This is a genomic window from Streptomyces thermodiastaticus, from assembly GCF_014656135.1.
GTDB lineage: Bacteria > Actinomycetota > Actinomycetes > Streptomycetales > Streptomycetaceae > Streptomyces > Streptomyces thermodiastaticus.
In genome coordinates this window covers 86,613-101,441 of sequence record NZ_BNBV01000005.1, presented here as the reverse complement: position 1 = coordinate 101,441, position 14,829 = coordinate 86,613, and the positions used below count along the sequence as shown (strand labels likewise).

15 protein-coding genes are annotated in these 14,829 nt (G+C 71.4%); 7 read left to right on the top strand and 8 right to left on the bottom strand.

Features of this window, described 5'->3' with window-relative positions; all coding sequences use genetic code 11:
• Nucleotides 1–151: 151 nt before the first annotated feature.
• Both IE286_RS07290 and IE286_RS07285 read right to left on the bottom strand, forming a co-directional pair.
• The gene (locus IE286_RS07290) at nt 152–739 is read right to left on the bottom strand and encodes a sigma-70 family RNA polymerase sigma factor (protein ID WP_189795785.1); all 588 of its coding nucleotides are present in this window, start codon (nt 737–739) and stop codon (nt 152–154) included.
• A gap of 534 nt (nt 740–1,273) precedes the next feature.
• Entirely contained in the window at nt 1,274–1,885 is a 612-nt protein-coding gene (locus IE286_RS07285) for a response regulator transcription factor (protein ID WP_003948568.1), read from the bottom strand.
• Between the two features lie 383 nt (nt 1,886–2,268).
• On the opposite strand from IE286_RS07285, the gene IE286_RS07280 reads away from it, so the two are divergent.
• Nucleotides 2,269–2,604 carry a WhiB family transcriptional regulator gene (locus tag IE286_RS07280; RefSeq protein ID WP_189795784.1) on the top strand — a complete coding sequence of 112 codons (336 nt, stop codon included), beginning with the start codon at nt 2,269–2,271 and terminating at the stop codon, nt 2,602–2,604.
• Nucleotides 2,605–2,801: 197 nt separating this feature from the next.
• Here IE286_RS07280 and IE286_RS07275 read toward each other — a convergent pair whose 3' ends face one another.
• On the bottom strand, nt 2,802–3,704 hold the full coding sequence (locus tag IE286_RS07275) for a LysR family transcriptional regulator (RefSeq protein ID WP_189795783.1): 903 nt from the start codon (nt 3,702–3,704) through the stop codon (nt 2,802–2,804).
• Nucleotides 3,705–3,786: 82 nt separating this feature from the next.
• Between IE286_RS07275 and IE286_RS07270 the strand changes: the two genes are divergently transcribed.
• Complete coding sequence (locus IE286_RS07270) at nt 3,787–4,455, top strand: MOSC domain-containing protein (protein WP_189795782.1); 669 nt, start codon at nt 3,787–3,789, stop codon at nt 4,453–4,455.
• A 121-nt stretch (nt 4,456–4,576) separates the two neighbouring features.
• Nucleotides 4,577–5,350, top strand: coding sequence for an SDR family NAD(P)-dependent oxidoreductase (locus IE286_RS07265; protein WP_189795781.1), 774 nt, complete (start codon nt 4,577–4,579; stop codon nt 5,348–5,350).
• 119 nt (nt 5,351–5,469) lie between these two features.
• Here IE286_RS07265 and groL read toward each other — a convergent pair whose 3' ends face one another.
• The 3 genes from groL to IE286_RS07250 all read right to left on the bottom strand — a co-directional run bounded on the left by groL (nt 5,470) and on the right by IE286_RS07250 (nt 8,693).
• Complete coding sequence (gene groL / locus IE286_RS07260; protein WP_189795780.1) at nt 5,470–7,095, bottom strand: chaperonin GroEL; 1,626 nt, start codon at nt 7,093–7,095, stop codon at nt 5,470–5,472.
• 110 nt (nt 7,096–7,205) lie between these two features.
• The gene (groES, locus tag IE286_RS07255; RefSeq protein ID WP_009190181.1) at nt 7,206–7,514 is read right to left on the bottom strand and encodes a co-chaperone GroES; all 309 of its coding nucleotides are present in this window, start codon (nt 7,512–7,514) and stop codon (nt 7,206–7,208) included.
• Nucleotides 7,515–7,757: 243 nt separating this feature from the next.
• Entirely contained in the window at nt 7,758–8,693 is a 936-nt protein-coding gene (locus tag IE286_RS07250; RefSeq protein ID WP_189795779.1) for a polysaccharide deacetylase family protein, read from the bottom strand.
• A gap of 111 nt (nt 8,694–8,804) precedes the next feature.
• On the opposite strand from IE286_RS07250, the gene IE286_RS07245 reads away from it, so the two are divergent.
• Nucleotides 8,805–10,004 (top strand): class I SAM-dependent methyltransferase, encoded by a 1,200-nt coding sequence (locus tag IE286_RS07245; RefSeq protein ID WP_189795778.1) that lies wholly within the window; start codon nt 8,805–8,807, stop codon nt 10,002–10,004.
• A gap of 28 nt (nt 10,005–10,032) precedes the next feature.
• On the opposite strand, the gene IE286_RS27585 is transcribed toward IE286_RS07245, so the two are convergent.
• Both IE286_RS27585 and IE286_RS07240 read right to left on the bottom strand, forming a co-directional pair.
• Nucleotides 10,033–10,164: a hypothetical protein gene (locus IE286_RS27585; RefSeq protein ID WP_268255386.1), complete on the bottom strand. Its 132-nt coding sequence runs from the start codon at nt 10,162–10,164 to the stop codon at nt 10,033–10,035.
• A gap of 341 nt (nt 10,165–10,505) precedes the next feature.
• The gene (locus tag IE286_RS07240) at nt 10,506–11,534 is read right to left on the bottom strand and encodes a LacI family DNA-binding transcriptional regulator (RefSeq protein ID WP_189795777.1); all 1,029 of its coding nucleotides are present in this window, start codon (nt 11,532–11,534) and stop codon (nt 10,506–10,508) included.
• A 169-nt stretch (nt 11,535–11,703) separates the two neighbouring features.
• Here IE286_RS07240 and IE286_RS07235 point away from each other — a divergent pair, with 169 nt between their 5' ends.
• The 3 genes from IE286_RS07235 to IE286_RS07225 are packed head-to-tail and all read left to right on the top strand — an operon-like array spanning nt 11,704 to nt 14,817.
• On the top strand, nt 11,704–13,014 hold the full coding sequence (locus IE286_RS07235) for an extracellular solute-binding protein (protein ID WP_189795776.1): 1,311 nt from the start codon (nt 11,704–11,706) through the stop codon (nt 13,012–13,014).
• Nucleotides 13,011–13,907 carry a carbohydrate ABC transporter permease gene (locus IE286_RS07230; protein WP_189795775.1) on the top strand — a complete coding sequence of 299 codons (897 nt, stop codon included), beginning with the start codon at nt 13,011–13,013 and terminating at the stop codon, nt 13,905–13,907. The genes IE286_RS07235 and IE286_RS07230 overlap by 4 nt, the downstream gene beginning before the upstream one ends.
• Before the next feature lie 4 nt (nt 13,908–13,911).
• Entirely contained in the window at nt 13,912–14,817 is a 906-nt protein-coding gene (locus IE286_RS07225) for a carbohydrate ABC transporter permease (RefSeq protein ID WP_189795774.1), read from the top strand.
• Nucleotides 14,818–14,829: the final 12 nt, after the last annotated feature.

Here is a 14,829-nt window from a genome sequence, read left to right as displayed (position 1 = left end):
CTTGATCGGTGCGGATGTCCATGCTAACGGGAAGCGGAGGCGTCTCATTCCACGATCAGGGGCGCCTTCCGGCTTCGTACGTTCCTCCCAACGTCCGTGCCGTGCCGGTGTCCCGCCCCGCCGGCCTGCCCAAGTGGCGGGCGTGGGGCGGCTACTGCTCGGCCAGGGCCCGCAGACGGCTGAGGGCCCGGTGCTGGGCCACCCGGACCGCTCCCGGTGACATTCCCAACATCTGTCCGGTCTCCTCCGCGGTCAGGCCGACGGCGATGCGCAGCAGCAGCAGTTCGCGCTGGTTCTCCGGGAGATTGGCCAGCAGTTTCTTGGCCCACTCGGCGTCGCTGCTGAGCAGGGCGCGTTCCTCGGGGCCGAGGGAGTCGTCGGGGCGCTCGGGCATCTCGTCCGAGGGGACGGCCGTGGACCCGGGATGGCGCATCGCCGCCCGCTGCAGGTCGGCGACCTTGTGGGCGGCGATGGCGAAGACGAAGGCCTCGAAGGGACGGCCGGTGTCCCGGTAGCGGGGCAGGGCGAGGAGCACGGCCACGCAGACTTCCTGGGCCAGGTCCTCGACGAAGTGACGCGCGTCGCCCGGCAGCCGGGACAGCCGGGTGCGGCAGTAGCGCAGCGCCAGCGGATGGACCCGGGCGAGCAGATCGTGGGTCGCCTGCTCGTCACCGTCGACGGCGCGGTGGACGAGCGCACTGATCGCACCCTGGGCACGTGCCGCCTCGTCGTCGAACATCGGTCCATCGTGCCTTGGTGTCGTGCGCTCCGTGGCACCACCGTCACGGTTGTGCACCGAAGCGTTATGAGCGGATGCGCCGGAACCCATCCCCTGCGCCCTCCCATTCCGCTCGACCGACTCGTCCCCGAGGAACTCCACACCCTCAAGGATGCGGCATCCGCCGGAAAACGAGCAGCGGGCGACCGCCGGTCCCTGAGGCCGCCCGGTGCGGCGCCCGGCGGCGGCCGGGATCCTTCAGGGGCCCGCCCTGCGCGGGCACGCGGGCGTGGGCCGGGAGCCGGCCGCGGGGACCGTGGTCCGCTCCGGTTCTTCTTCTCCACGCGGATTCTCCACGCGGAGCGGTCCGCGCGGGCGGCCTCCCGTGTACAGCGGAAAGCCGTCCGTGCACCCGGGACGCTCCGACGGGGTGCGTCCCGGGAGGGGACGGCGGGGCGATGGACGCGGTGCGACCGCACCGCTGCCCCGGCGACGGTGCCGCCGGCAGCAGCGGTGCCACACCTGGGCGGGGCGGGCTTCCGCCCCGCGCGAGAGCTAGCGGACCAGACCCCACCGGAAGCCCAGCGCCACCGCGTGGGCGCGGTCGGAGGCGCCGAGCTTCTTGAACAGCCGGCGGGCGTGCGTCTTGACGGTGTCCTCGGAGAGGAACAGCTCACGGCCGATCTCCGCGTTGGAGCGGCCGTGGCTCATGCCCTCCAGGACCTGGATCTCACGCGCGGTGAGCGTGGGCGCGGCGCCCATCTCGGCCGAGCGGAGCCGCCGCGGGGCGAGCCGCCAGGTGGGGTCGGCCAGGGCCTGCGTCACCGTCGCGCGCAGCTCGGCGCGGGAGGCGTCCTTGTGCAGGTAGCCCCGGGCGCCGGCGGCGACGGCGAGCGCCACGCCGTCCAGGTCCTCGGCGACCGTCAGCATGATGATGCGCGCACCCGGGTCGGCGGACAGCAGCCGCCGGACGGTCTCGACACCGCCCAAGCCGGGCATGCGCACGTCCATGAGGATGAGGTCCGAGCGGTCGGCGCCCCAGCGGCGGAGGACTTCCTCGCCGTTGGCCGCCGTCGTCACGCGCTCGACGCCGGGCACGGTCGCGACCGCGCGGCGCAGCGCCTCTCGGGCAAGCGGGGAGTCGTCGCAGACGAGGACGGATGTCATGGCCGCCCTCCGCAGCTGATGCGCGTCACCTTGAGCCTCCAGGCTGGTACGAAGTCGTCACCTGTGCGGTCGACCGTCTCGGACGCCTGCCCGAGCACTGGTGGTTTTCAACCGCCTCCGCACTCTCAACGATGGTCACTCGAAAGAGTTACGGGGCCGTACGCCGTTTTCGGCACTCTACGTGAGGGACCGGACACGGCGCAGACACAGACGTCATACCCTCAACTTTTCATCACAAGCTATGCCCCGTTCAGCCCCTTTTCTTCCCGTTTCACGGTGTCTCGGGATAGATTCGCAATGAGTCATATTTTCATCTCCTTAGATCGGAGATGTACGGTCGTTGGCACCGTATCCGCCACCGAACGGCTACAAGGGGTCACGCAATGGCAGATTTCTCCCGCCTTCCAGGACCGAACGCGGACCTGTGGGACTGGCAGCTGCTGGCTGCCTGCCGCGGGGTGGACAGCTCGCTCTTCTTCCATCCGGAGGGCGAGCGCGGGGCGGCTCGGAGCGCTCGAGAGAACTCGGCCAAGGAGGTCTGCATGAGGTGCCCGGTCCGTGCGGAGTGCGCGGCGCACGCCTTGGCGGTGCGCGAGCCGTACGGAGTGTGGGGAGGCCTGACCGAGGACGAGCGCGAGGAGCTGATGGGGCGCGCGCGCAACCGGCTGGTGTCGACCTCCTCGTCCGGCCGCCGGGAGTCCGACTCCCAGGACGACTGAAGGAACGTTTCTTCATGTAGCCCGCACCGACCGACGCTGGACACAGAGATCACTTCGAAGGGCACGCAGGAGGCGTGCCCTGCACGTGTGTCCGCCACCCCCGGCGCGTGCGCCCCGCCCGGCTCCCCCACCGGAGTGCGGCACCGCCGCCGCCCGCGAACCCACAGCGCCCGTGCCGCTGCTCCGGGACGGTCTGCTCAGCGGGCCGCGCGGACCAGCTCGTCCAGCGTGGCCGCGACCGCCGGCACCCGGGCCAGGTCGGGCAGGGTGAGGGCGACGATCTCCCGCCGCACGGCCGGTTCGATCTCCACGGTGCGCGTGCCGCGGGGGCGGACGGACTCCACGGCCAGCTGGGGCAGGACGGCGACCCCGAGTCCCGCGCCCACCAGGCCGACCACCGCCGGATAGTCGTCCGTGGCGAAGTCGATGCGGGGGGTGAAACCGGCGCCCGCGCAGACCTCGACCAGCTGCCCGCGGCAGCGCGGACAGCCCGCGATCCAGGGCTCGTCGGCGAGGTCGGCGATGCCGATCCGGTCGGCGCCGGCCAGCCGGTGGCCCGCCGGTACCAGCCCGACGAGCCGGTCGGTCAGCAGCGGCCGTACCTCCAGGTCCTCCCACTCCCGGGCGTCCTGCGGGCCCGAGGCGCCCTCGTAGCGGAAGGCGAGGGCCACGTCGCAGTCGCCCTGGCGCAGCAGCTCCACCGAACGGGGCGGCTCGGCCTCCTCCAGGAAGACCTGGGTGCCGGGGTGGGCGGCGCGCAGCGCGGCCAGCGCGGCGGGCACCAGGGTGGAGCTGCCGCTGGGGAAGGAGACGAGCCGGACCCGTCCGGCCCGCAGCCCGGCGATGGCGGCGACCTCCTCCTCGGCGGCGGTGAGCCCGGCGAGGATGCCGCCGGCGTGCCGCACCAGGGCCTCGCCGGCCTGGGTGAGCCGCATCTCGCGGCCGGTGCGGACGAGCAGGGGGGTGCCGACGGAGGTCTCCAGGGCCCGCATCTGCTGGCTGACGGCGGGCTGGGTGCAGCCCAGTTCGCGGGCCGCCGCGGAGAAGGAGCCGCCGGCGGCCACGGCGCGCAGCACTCGGAGATGGCGGGCCTCTAGCACGCGCCTAGCATAAGCGACGCTTGGGGCGAGCACCGGAAAACCCATCGACGCTTTGATGCCTGGTCGCCTACCGTGCGGCGGCATGAAGCTTCTCTCCGTCAATCTGGGCCGCCCCGTCGCCGTGCCGTACACCGACCAGCCCGAGGGTGTGACCGGCATCGGCAAACGTCCGGTGGACCATCCGGTGCGGGTGACGGCGCCTGGGCCGAAGGGGGTCGGCGGGAGCGGTCTCGCCGGCGACGCGGTGTGCCACAAGCGGCACCACGGCGGGAACGACCAGGCGGTGTACGCGGTGGCCCGCGAGGACCTGGACGAGTGGGAGCGGGAGCTGGGCCGCACCCTGCCCAACGGCTCGTTCGGCGAGAATCTGACCACGTCCGGCCTCGACATATCCGGTGCGCTGATCGGCGAGCGCTGGCGCATCGGAGGCTCGGTGCTGCTGGAGGTCACCAGCGGGCGCATCCCGTGCCGCACGTTCCAGGAGCACCTGGGCGAGCGCGGCTGGGTGCGGCGGTTCACGCTCCGGGGTGCGCCGGGCGCGTATCTGCGGGTGCTGGAACCGGGCGAGATCCGGGCCGGCGATCCGGTCGAGGTGGTGTACCGGCCGGACCACGACGTGACCGTCGCCCTGCAGTTCCGGGCCTCCACCACGGACCGTTCGCTGCTGCCGCGGCTGCTGGCGGCCGGCACCGCGCTGCACCCGGAGTCGCTGGCCTCGGCGCGGGCGTACACGGCGGGGCAGGGCGGGTGACGGAGTCGCCCGGCGTCCGGCGGGCGCCGGGCGGACCATGCCGTCCTCACCGGGTCGTCACCGATTTGCGGGCCTGATGCAGAGATCGGGGACGAGCGGCTCGAACCCATAGTCTTTCGCCATGACAACGGCTCTGATTACGGGATCGACGGCGGGCCTCGGCGCCGCGTTCGCGCGGCGGCTGGCGAGGGACGGGCACGACCTCGTGCTGGTGGCGCGCGACGCCAAGCGGCTGGCGGAGCAGGCCACCGAGCTGCACGACCGGCACGGCATCGAGGCCGAGGTGCTCCCCGCGGACCTGGCCACCGACGAGGGCATCGAGGCCGTGGCGACCCGGCTGGGCGACCGCCGCAACCCGGTCGACCTGCTGGTCAACAACGCCGGTTTCGGCAACAAGGGCCGCTATCTCGACGTCCCCGTGGCCGACGAGCTGCGGATGATCAAGGTGCATGTGGAGGCGGTGCTGCGGCTGACCTCGGCGGCGACCGCGGCCATGCGCGAGCGCGGGCGGGGCGGGGTGGTGAACGTGGCGTCGGTGGCCGCGTTCGTGCCGCGCGGCACCTACGGCGCCTCCAAGGCGTGGGTCGTGCAGTTCACCCAGGGCGTGGCGCGGGATCTGGCCGGAAGCGGGGTGCGCCTGATGGCGCTGTGCCCAGGTTTCGTGCGCACCGAGTTCCACCAGCGGGCCGGGATGGGCACGGACAACATCCCGGGCTGGATGTGGCTGGACGCGGACAACGTGGTCGCGGCGGCGCTGTCGGATCTGGCGCGCGGCCGGACCCTGTCGATCCCCGACCCGCGGTACAAGGCGCTGATGGGGCTGGCGAAAGTGACGCCGCGGAGCCTGCTGGGCGGGATCTCCTCGAAGGCGGGCCGCAAGTACGGCCCGCGGTGACCCTGGCCGCGGCACGACCGTTGACGGCCGGTGTGCCGCCGCCCGCGCACACGCCGGTGCCCGGCTCCCCGTGACGGGGTGCCGGGCACCGGGTGTTCCGCTCAGGTGGAGGCAGCGGGTCAGTGGGCGTGGCCGTGGCTGTGGCCCGCGGCGGCCTTCTCTTCCTCTTCCTTCTTCTCGACGACCAGGGTCTCGGTCGTCAGCAGCAGGGAGGCGATGGAGGCGGCGTTCTCCAGGGCGGAGCGGGTGACCTTGACCGGGTCGATGACGCCGGCCTTGATCAGGTCGCCGTACTCGCCGGTGGCGGCGTTGTAGCCGTTGCCCTTCTCCAGCTCCTTGACCTTGGAGACGATGACGTAGCCCTCCAGGCCCGCGTTCTCCGCGATCCAGCGCAGCGGCTCGACGACGGCGTTGCGGACGACCGCGACACCGGTGGCCTCGTCGCCGGTCCGGCCGAGGTTGCCGTCCAGGGCCTTGGAGGCGTGGACCAGGGCGGAGCCACCACCGGAGACGATGCCCTCCTCGACCGCGGCGCGGGTCGCGGAGATGGCGTCCTCCAGACGGTGCTTCTTCTCCTTCAGCTCCACCTCGGTGGCGGCGCCGACCTTGATCACGCACACGCCGCCGGCCAGCTTGGCGAGGCGCTCCTGGAGCTTCTCGCGGTCCCAGTCGGAGTCCGTGGTCTCGATCTCGGCCTTGATCTGCGCGACGCGGCCCTCCACGTCCTCCTTCTTGCCGGCACCGTCGACGATCGTGGTGTCGTCCTTGGTGACGGTGACGCGGCGGGCGGAGCCGAGGACGTCCAGGCCGACCTGGTCGAGCTTGAGGCCGACCTCCTCGGCCACCACGGTGGCGCCGGTGAGGATCGCCATGTCCTGCAGCATCGCCTTGCGGCGGTCACCGAAGCCGGGGGCCTTGACGGCGACGGCGTTGAAGGTGCCGCGGATCTTGTTGACGACCAGGGTGGACAGGGCCTCGCCCTCGACGTCCTCGGCGATGATCAGCAGCGGCTTCGAGGAGTTCGCCTGGATGATCTTCTCGAGCAGCGGCAGCAGGTCCGCGATGGCGGAGATCTTGCCCTGGTGGATCAGGATGTACGGGTCGTCGAGGACGGCCTCCATACGCTCCTGGTCCGTGACGAAGTACGGCGACAGGTAGCCCTTGTCGAAGGCCATGCCCTCGGTGAAGTCCAGCTCCAGACCGAAGGTGTTGGACTCCTCGACGGTGATGACGCCGTCCTTGCCGACCTTGTCCATCGCCTCGGCGATCAGCTCGCCGACCTGCTGGTCCTGGGCGGACAGCGCGGCGACGGCGGCGATGTCGGACTTCTCGTCGATCGGGCGGGCCGAGGCGTGCAGGTCGTCGGAGATCGCCTTGACCGCGGCGTCGATGCCCTTCTTCAGGGCGGCCGGGGAGGCGCCGGCGGCCACGTTCTTCAGGCCCTCGCGCACCAGCGCCTGGGCGAGCACGGTGGCGGTGGTGGTGCCGTCACCCGCGATGTCGTTGGTCTTGGTCGCCACCTCCTTCACCAGCTGGGCGCCGAGGTTCTCGTACGGGTCCTCGACCTCGATCTCGCGGGCGATGGTGACACCGTCGTTGGTGATGGTCGGGGCGCCGAACTTCTTGTCGATGACGACGTTGCGGCCCTTGGGACCGATCGTCACCTTGACCGTGTCGGCCAGCTTGTCGACGCCGCGCTCGAGGGCGCGACGGGCGTCCTCGTCGAACTTAAGGATCTTCGCCATGGCAGCGGGAGCCCTCTCGGGAACGTGGTGAACGGCACTGCGCCCCGGGCGCCCGGTTTCTCATCGGTCGCGGGGGCCAGGGGCGCAGCTCGGAGCAGGTATCGAGGGTTTTACTTCTCGATGATCGCGAGGACGTCGCGCGCCGAGAGAACGAGGTACTCCTCGTTGTTGTACTTCACCTCGGTGCCGCCGTACTTGCTGTAGAGCACGACGTCACCGACCTTGACGTCGAGCGGAAGGCGGTTGCCGTCCTCGAAGCGGCCCGGGCCCACGGCCAGGACGACACCCTCCTGGGGCTTCTCCTTGGCGGTGTCCGGAATGACCAGGCCAGAGGCCGTGGTCTGCTCGGCGTCCAGCGGCTGGACCACGATGCGGTCCTCGAGCGGCTTGATGGCAACCTTGGAGCTGGCGGTCGTCACGATCCGACCTCCCCCTTCGGAGATCTCACGGGGTCAACTGTCTGAGGTGGCGACCAGGTCGATCCGTCGTCGCGGGTGCCGGACCTGCCCGTCGCATTGTTGGCACTCTCCCTGGGGGAGTGCCAGAGCCGAGACTATGACCGTCGTTAGCACTCGGTCAAGCGGAGTGCCAATTGCCGCGCGCCGCGTCGACGGCGGGCGGCAGCGGGTGCGGGATTGGCGACGACGGCCCTGGCCAGTGGCTCACACATCGTCCTCCAGGTAGTCCTCCAGGCGCGCCACCGCGAACCCGTGGGCGGTGACGTGGTCGAGGAACCGCCGCATGTCGTCCACCATCGTGCCGTTCCACTCGCGGCGGCCCCGGAAGTGCGTGAGGACGATGTCGCCGGGGTGCAGCCGCTGGTCGGCCTCGCGGAACTCCCAGTGGTCGACGAAGACCTCCTCGTTCCAGATGGGGGCGTAGCGGATGCCGCAGGAGCGGGCGGCGCGCAGGGTGTTCTGGTCGTAAGCCCCGTAGGGCGGGCGGAACAGCCGGGGGCGGGTGCCGAACTCCCGCTCCATGACGTCCTGCATGCCGCAGATCTCGCGCTCCTGCTCCTCGTAGGGCAGGCCCCGCAGGTAACGGTGGTGCAGCGTGTGGTTGTTGAGGGTGACTCCGGAGTCCCGCACGGCCCGGAAGTAGGCGTAGTCGTCCCGGATGAGGTAGTCGCTGAGGAACGCCGAGTACGGGATCTTCAGGTCTTTCATCATCCGCAGGAAGGCGGGGTCCTTCTCGGCGCCGTCGTCGATGGTGAGGAAGACGACCTTGTCCCGGGTGGGCACCGTGGTGAAGACCGGCGGCAGGTCCCAGTCCTCCTGGTGCCGCACCTCGAAACCGGGGCGGGCGCGGATGCGGGGTTTCTCGGCGGGCGGCTCCGGAGGCGGCAGCGGGACCCGCCGCAGTCCCCAGCGGCGGGCGGCGGCCGCCCGGGCCGTGGTGGCGGCGCGCAGCCGGTCCGCGTAGTCCTGGAGGGCCTGGGCCGGTGGTGCGACGAGCCGCGGGCCCTGCGCCGGCGGAGCCGCGGCGTCCGGCCGGGAGCAGCTCGCGGCGAGCACGGCGGCGACCAGGGCGAGGACAAGGACCCGGGGGCGGACCCCCCGCTTTGCACCCCTTTTATCGTTTTGTACGACTGTGATCATGGCGCCGGATCCTCGCAGCCCGGCGCCCCGCGTCCGTGCCGACACCACCGCACACCGCCGGCCGTCCCACCGACTGGCCGACACCGGCGGGCGGTGGCCGACAATGAGCCGGTGAACGACCCACAGGCCCCGCCGGACGCCCTCGGCTCCTTCGCCGCCCTGCTCACCGACGAGGGCCGTGCCCTCCTGGAGGAGGTGCACGGCACCGCACCCGCCGACGAACTCGCCGTCGCCACCCGCCTGCGCCGCACGCACCCGGCCGCGCTGGTGTCGGCGGCGCTCGCGCAGGCCCGGCTGCGGCAGCGGGCGGCGGCGAAGTTCGGCGCCGAGGACGCCCGGCGGATGTTCTTCACCCCCGACGGCGTGGAGCAGTCGACCCGGGCGAGCGTGGCCGCCTACCGGGCGGCGCGAATGAAGGAGCTGGGCGTGACCTGCCTGGCCGACCTGTGCTGCGGGATCGGCGGCGACGCGATCGCCCTGGCCCGGCAGGGCATCCGCGTGCTCGCCGTGGACCGGGACCCGGTGACGGCCGCCGCGGCCCGGGCCAACGCCCGGGCGCTGGGGCTCGACGAGCTGATCGAGGTGCGCGAGGCGGACGTGAGGGACGTGGACGTCTCCGCGTACGACGCGGTGTTCGCCGACCCGGCCCGGCGGGGCCGCGGCGGCCGGATCTTCGACCCCGAGGCCTACTCACCACCGCTGTCCTGGGCCGTCGCGACCGCGCTGACGCGGCCGCACGCGGCCGTGAAGATCGCCCCGGGCATCCCGCACGAGGCCGTCCCGGCGCGGGCCGAGGCGGAGTGGATCTCCGACGGCGGGGACGTGAAGGAGGCGGTGCTGTGGTTCGGCACCGAGCCCGCGGCGGTGCGGGCGACCCTGCTGCCCGGCCCGCGCACGCTGCGCGGCCGCGGCCTGCCCGACCCGCCGGTCCGGCCGGTCGGGCGGTACCTGTACGAGCCGGACGGTGCCGTGATCCGCGCCCATCTGGTCGCCGAGGTGGCCGAGGAGCTGGACGGCGGGCTGATCGACCCCACCATCGCCTATGTGACCGCGAACGAGCTGCGGCCCACCCCGTACGCCACCGCCTACGAGATCACCGACCACCTCCCCTTCCACGTCAAGAAGCTCAAGGCCCTGCTGCGCGAGCGGGAGGTGGGCACGCTGACCGTGAAGAAGCGCGGCTCGGCCGTCGAGCCGGAGGAGCTGCGCAGGAAGGTGCTGCCCAGGCCGTACGGCCGCACCGCGGCCACGGTCTTCCTCACCCGCGTCGCGGGCGCCCCGGCGATGCTGCTCGGGCACCCGGCGGACTGACGCCCTCTCCGCCACGCACCCCACCCGGTCAGGAGGCCACGATCGCCTTTCGGACGGCGAAACCCTTGGCCGGCCCTTCCGGGATCACCGCGTCGGTGGCGTAGGGGACGCGATGCTCGTCGGCGTACTTGGCCTTCTTCGGATCGGGGGAGGTCAGCACCGTCACCGGCTACCGCGCCTGCCACAGGACCTCGTCGAGAGCGGAACCCGGCCCGGAGACCGGCTCGTCCGCCACCACCGGGGCCACCTCTTCTGCGAGAGCGGTCATCGTGAAGCACCTCCTCCGTCACGTGCGGGCGGGAGCGCCACTACGGCACAAGCGACGACCGTGACGCTACGGAGTCGCCTGCCCTCGCGCGGCCGCGTGCCCCACGATCGTCCGAACGGGTGAGCGCACCCGCCGCCAAGTGCCGGTACTGCGGCACCGCGCAGCCCGACGCGGCCTGAGCAGGCCGACAGCCCGTTTCGAAACTTTCGACGGCGGCTTGGACGACGTCCTCCTCACGCGCCCGGAGCCGCCGTGCTGCTGCGCACCACCAGGCTGGTGGCCAGTTCCACGCGGGTGGCCGCGGTGGTCTCGTCCTCGCGGCCGAGGTCGAGCACCAGGCGGGCGGCCGCCTCGGCCATCTCGGTCAGCGGCTGGCGCACCGTGGTCAGCGGCGGCCCCACCCAGCGGGCCACCGGCAGATCGTCGAAGCCGACGACGCTCAGGTCCTCCGGGATGCGCAGCCCCAGTTCGCGTGCCGCCTCGTACAGGCCGAGCGCCTGCAGGTCGTTGCCGGCGAACACGGCGGTCGGCCGGTCCTCGCGGCGCAGCAGCTTCAGGCCGAGGCGGTAACCGGCCTCGTGGTGGAAGTCGCCGGTGACGATCAGCGAGGGGTCGGCCGGCAGACCCGCGGTCTCCAGGGCCGCCCGGTAGCCGTCGACGCGGGCGCGGGCGCACATCATCCGGGACGGCCCGCTGATCGCACCGATCCGGGTGTGCCCCAGTTCGAGCAGGTGCCGGGTGGCGGCGAGCCCGCCCTGCCAGTTGGTCGCGCCGATCGAGGGCACGTCGGCGCCGGGGTCACCGGCCGGGTCCATCACCACGAACGGGATCGAACGGCTGGTCAGCAGGGCCCGCTGGGACTCGTCGAGCCCGGACAGCACCAGCACCACGCCGTGCGGGCGGCGGGCGGCGACCTGGTCGGCCCAGGTCCGCCCCGGGGTGAGCCGGCCGGCGCTCTCGGAGAGCACCACGCTCAGGCCCGCGTCCCGGGCGACGTTCTCCACCCCCCGGATGACCTCCATCGCCCAGGCGCTCTCCAGTTCGTGGAAGACGACGTCGATCAGCGGGGACCGGGTCGCCTCGGCCCGCCGGCGCCGGTAGCCGTGGGCGCGCAGCAGGTTCTCGACCCGGCTGCGGGTCGCCGGGGCGACGTCGGCACGGCCGTTGAGGACCTTCGAAACAGTCGGAGCCGACACACCGGCCTCACGGGCGATCTCGGCAAGTGTGGCGGTGCGGGTTTCTGCGGTCTTCGTCGGCTTCATGGTCCGGATCGTATCTCTGCGCGACCCCTTGACGAAGACCCCATGGCGCCTTACGTTCCCGGAACATTCGACATCACATGCGAAACATTCGGGTCCACGCTCGTTGCGTTCCGGCGTCCCGCCGCGGTGCGAGTCCGGCCCGACCGACCTTGTGAGAGGTGCCGTCACGATGCAGTCCTACAGCAGGCGCTGGTTCCTCGGCGCCGGCGCCACCACCTTGATCTCGGCCGCCGGTCTGACCGCCTGCGGGTCCGGCAGCGGCTCGGGCGGCTCGGGCGGCACCATCACCGCGATGGTGTACGGCGACGACGCGGTGAAGGTCCAGGACAAGGCCGCGTCCCGGTTCAACGCCTCGGCGGCGGCCGCGAAGGCCAAGGCCAAGGTCAAGATGGAGCGGATCCCGGCCTCCGACTACCCGGCGAAGCTGCGCACCGCCATGGGCTCGCCCAACGCCCCGGACATCTTCTTCAACTGGGGCGGCGGCTCGATCAAGGCGTACAAGGAGGCCGGCCAGCTGCTCGACCTCACCGACGTCATCAAGTCCGACTCGGTGCTCAGCACCGGCTTCCTGCCGTCCGTGGTCGCCGCCGGATCCCTGGACGGGCACGAGTACGGCATCCCCATGCGCGGCATGCAGCCGGTGCTGCTCTTCTACAACAAGTCGGTGTTCACCGAGCACAAGCTGACCCCGCCCACCACCTGGGACCAGCTGCTCGACAACGTCGCCAAGCTGAAGAAGGCGGGCGTCACGCCCTTCGCGCTGGGCGGTGTGGAGATCTGGCCGGAGCTGATGTGGCTGGAGTACCTGGTGGACCGCATCGGCGGCCCGCAGGTCTTCGACAAGGTCAGGAACGGTGACGCCTCGGGCTGGGGCGACCCGGCCGTGCTGAAGGCCGCCCAGACCGTCAAGCAGCTCGTCGACGACGGCGCCTTCGGCAAGGGCTTCAGCTCGGTGTCGTACAACAACGGCGGCGCGCCCGCCCTGCTCGCCAAGGGCAAGGCCGGCATGCACCTGATGGGCTCCTGGGAGTACTCCACGCAGCTGGGGAAGTTCCCGGACTTCGCCAAGAAGGAGCTGGGCTGGTGTGCGTTCCCGTCGTTCGAGGGCGGCGCCGGCGACATCCGCAACGTGGTCGGCAACCCCTGCAACTACTGGTCCGTCAACGCCCGTACCTCCAACAAGGACGGTGCGATCGCCTTCCTGCGCGACTGCGCGTCCGAGGCGTACACCAAGGACCTGATCGCCAACGGTGACGTGCCGACCACCACGATCGCCGAGAAGATGCTGGACTCCTCCCCCAACCCGGAGTTCGCCACGTTCCAGTACCAGCTGGTGCAGAAGGCCCCCAACTTCACGCTCAGCTGGGACCAGGCGGTGGACCCCGACTGGCAGCAGCCGATGCTCACGGAGATCAACAAGCTGTTCGTCGGCAAGTCCTCGCCGGAGCAGTTCGTCTCCGCGCTCAAGGGGCTGAAGTGACCAAGAGCACCACCGCGGTGCGCAAGGGCAGGACCACCGAGGGTGCGCGGACGGGCCGTCCGCACGCCGTCTGGGTCCTGCCCGGCGTGCTGTTCTTCGTCTTCTTCGCCCTCGCGCCGATGGCGCTCGCCTTCTATCTGTCGTTCACCAAGTGGAACGGCCTGGGCGACCCGGAGCCGGTGGGCCTGGCCAACTGGGAGAAAATGCTCCACGACCCCCGGCTGACCCAGTCCCTGACGGTCACGGTGCTGCTGACGGTGGTCAGCTGGGCCTTCCAGACCGTCGTCTCGCTGCTGCTGGGTGTGTGGGCGGCGGGCCGGCAGCGCAACCGCGCGATCCTGTCCGCGGTCTTCTTCGTGCCGTTCCTGCTGTCCTCGACGGCGATCTCGCTGCTGTTCTACGCGCTGCTCGACCCGAACTTCGGCATCATCCGCCACGACACGCTCGGCACCACCTCCGGTGCGTTCCTCGCCATCGTCTTCGTCGGCGGCTGGCAGTTCATCCCCTTCCACACCCTGATCTACCAGGGCGGGGCCCGGCAGATCCCCGAGGTGCTCTACCAGGCGGCCGCGATGGACGGCGCCGGGCGCTACCGGCAGTTCTTCTCCATCACGCTGCCGCAGCTGCGCAACACCATGACCACGTCCAGCGTGCTGATGATCGTCGGCTCGCTGACGTACTTCGAGACGGTGCTGATCCTCACCCAGGGCGGCCCCGGCACGGACACCGCGATCCTGCCGTACCTGATGTACGAGGCGGGGTTCAAGAGCTACGACTTCGGCTACGCGAGCGCCGTCGCCTCCTTCCTCGTCGTGGCCGCCACCGCGCTGTCGCTGCTGCTGGTGCGGCTGTCCGGGTTCGGCGCCATGCGCAGCACCAGGGAAGGGATGTGACGGCATGGCACACGACACCCTGCCGCGTCCGCACGACGTGAAGAGCGCCGGCCGGCCCTCCTTGCCCGGCCCGGTGCGACGCCGCCGGCACTGGAGCCGGCGGCCCAACCCGCTCGCCGGTCTGGGCTCGGTGCTGTGGCTGGCGGTCGTGATCGTTCCGATCTACGCGATGATCTCGGCCTCGCTGACCCGCCAGGACGAGGCGCTCGGCCACAACGCGCTCAAGCCGCCCTCCCGTCCCACGCTGGAGAACTACAACACCGTCCTGCACAACGGCTTCGGTCATCTGCTGCTCAACACGGTGATCGTGGCCGCGGCCGTGGTGGTGATCGTGCTGGTGCTGTGCGTGCCGCTGTCCTACGTGGCCGTGCGCTCGCGCACCTTCTGGGCCGGCTCGGCCTTCCGGCTGTTCCTGCTGGGCGTGGCCATCCCCGCGCAGGCGGTGGTCGTCCCGCTGTACCTGCTGATCTCCCAGCTGAACCTGTACGACAGCCTGATCGCGATCATCCTGCCGACGGCGGCCTTCGCCATGCCGGTGTCGGTGCTGATCCTCACCGGCACCATGCGGGACATCTCCGAGGAGATGTACGAGGCGATGGCCCTGGACGGCGCCTCCACCACCCGGATGCTGTTCCAGCTGGTCATCCCGATGACCAAGGGCGGCATCAGCACGGTCGTCATCTACTCGGCGCTGCAGGCCTGGAACGGCTTCCTCTTCCCGCTGATCTTCACCCAGTCCGACGGCCCGCGGGTGCTGACGCTGGGCCTGTTCAACTACGTCAGCCAGTTCGGGGTGAACATCCCCGCCCTGCTCGCCTCGGTCGTCCTCTCCGGCATCCCGATCTTCGCCGTGTACCTGGTGGCCCGCAGGGCCCTGGTCAACGGCCTGATGGGCGTGGGCGGCAAGTGAACGACGCGAACG

Coding starts and splice junctions, on each gene's coding strand:
- IE286_RS07240 (WP_189795777.1), bottom strand. CDS start 11,534: ATGAAGCCGACGAAGACCGCAGAAACCCGCACCGCCACACTTGCCGAG.
- IE286_RS07250 (WP_189795779.1), bottom strand. CDS start 8,693: ATGATCACAGTCGTACAAAACGATAAAAGGGGTGCAAAGCGGGGGGTC.
- IE286_RS07225 (WP_189795774.1), top strand. CDS start 13,912: ATGGCACACGACACCCTGCCGCGTCCGCACGACGTGAAGAGCGCCGGC.
- IE286_RS07235 (WP_189795776.1), top strand. CDS start 11,704: ATGCAGTCCTACAGCAGGCGCTGGTTCCTCGGCGCCGGCGCCACCACC.
- IE286_RS07290 (WP_189795785.1), bottom strand. CDS start 739: ATGTTCGACGACGAGGCGGCACGTGCCCAGGGTGCGATCAGTGCGCTC.
- IE286_RS07280 (WP_189795784.1), top strand. CDS start 2,269: ATGGCAGATTTCTCCCGCCTTCCAGGACCGAACGCGGACCTGTGGGAC.
- IE286_RS07285 (WP_003948568.1), bottom strand. CDS start 1,885: ATGACATCCGTCCTCGTCTGCGACGACTCCCCGCTTGCCCGAGAGGCG.
- IE286_RS07270 (WP_189795782.1), top strand. CDS start 3,787: ATGAAGCTTCTCTCCGTCAATCTGGGCCGCCCCGTCGCCGTGCCGTAC.
- groL (WP_189795780.1), bottom strand. CDS start 7,095: ATGGCGAAGATCCTTAAGTTCGACGAGGACGCCCGTCGCGCCCTCGAG.
- IE286_RS07265 (WP_189795781.1), top strand. CDS start 4,577: ATGACAACGGCTCTGATTACGGGATCGACGGCGGGCCTCGGCGCCGCG.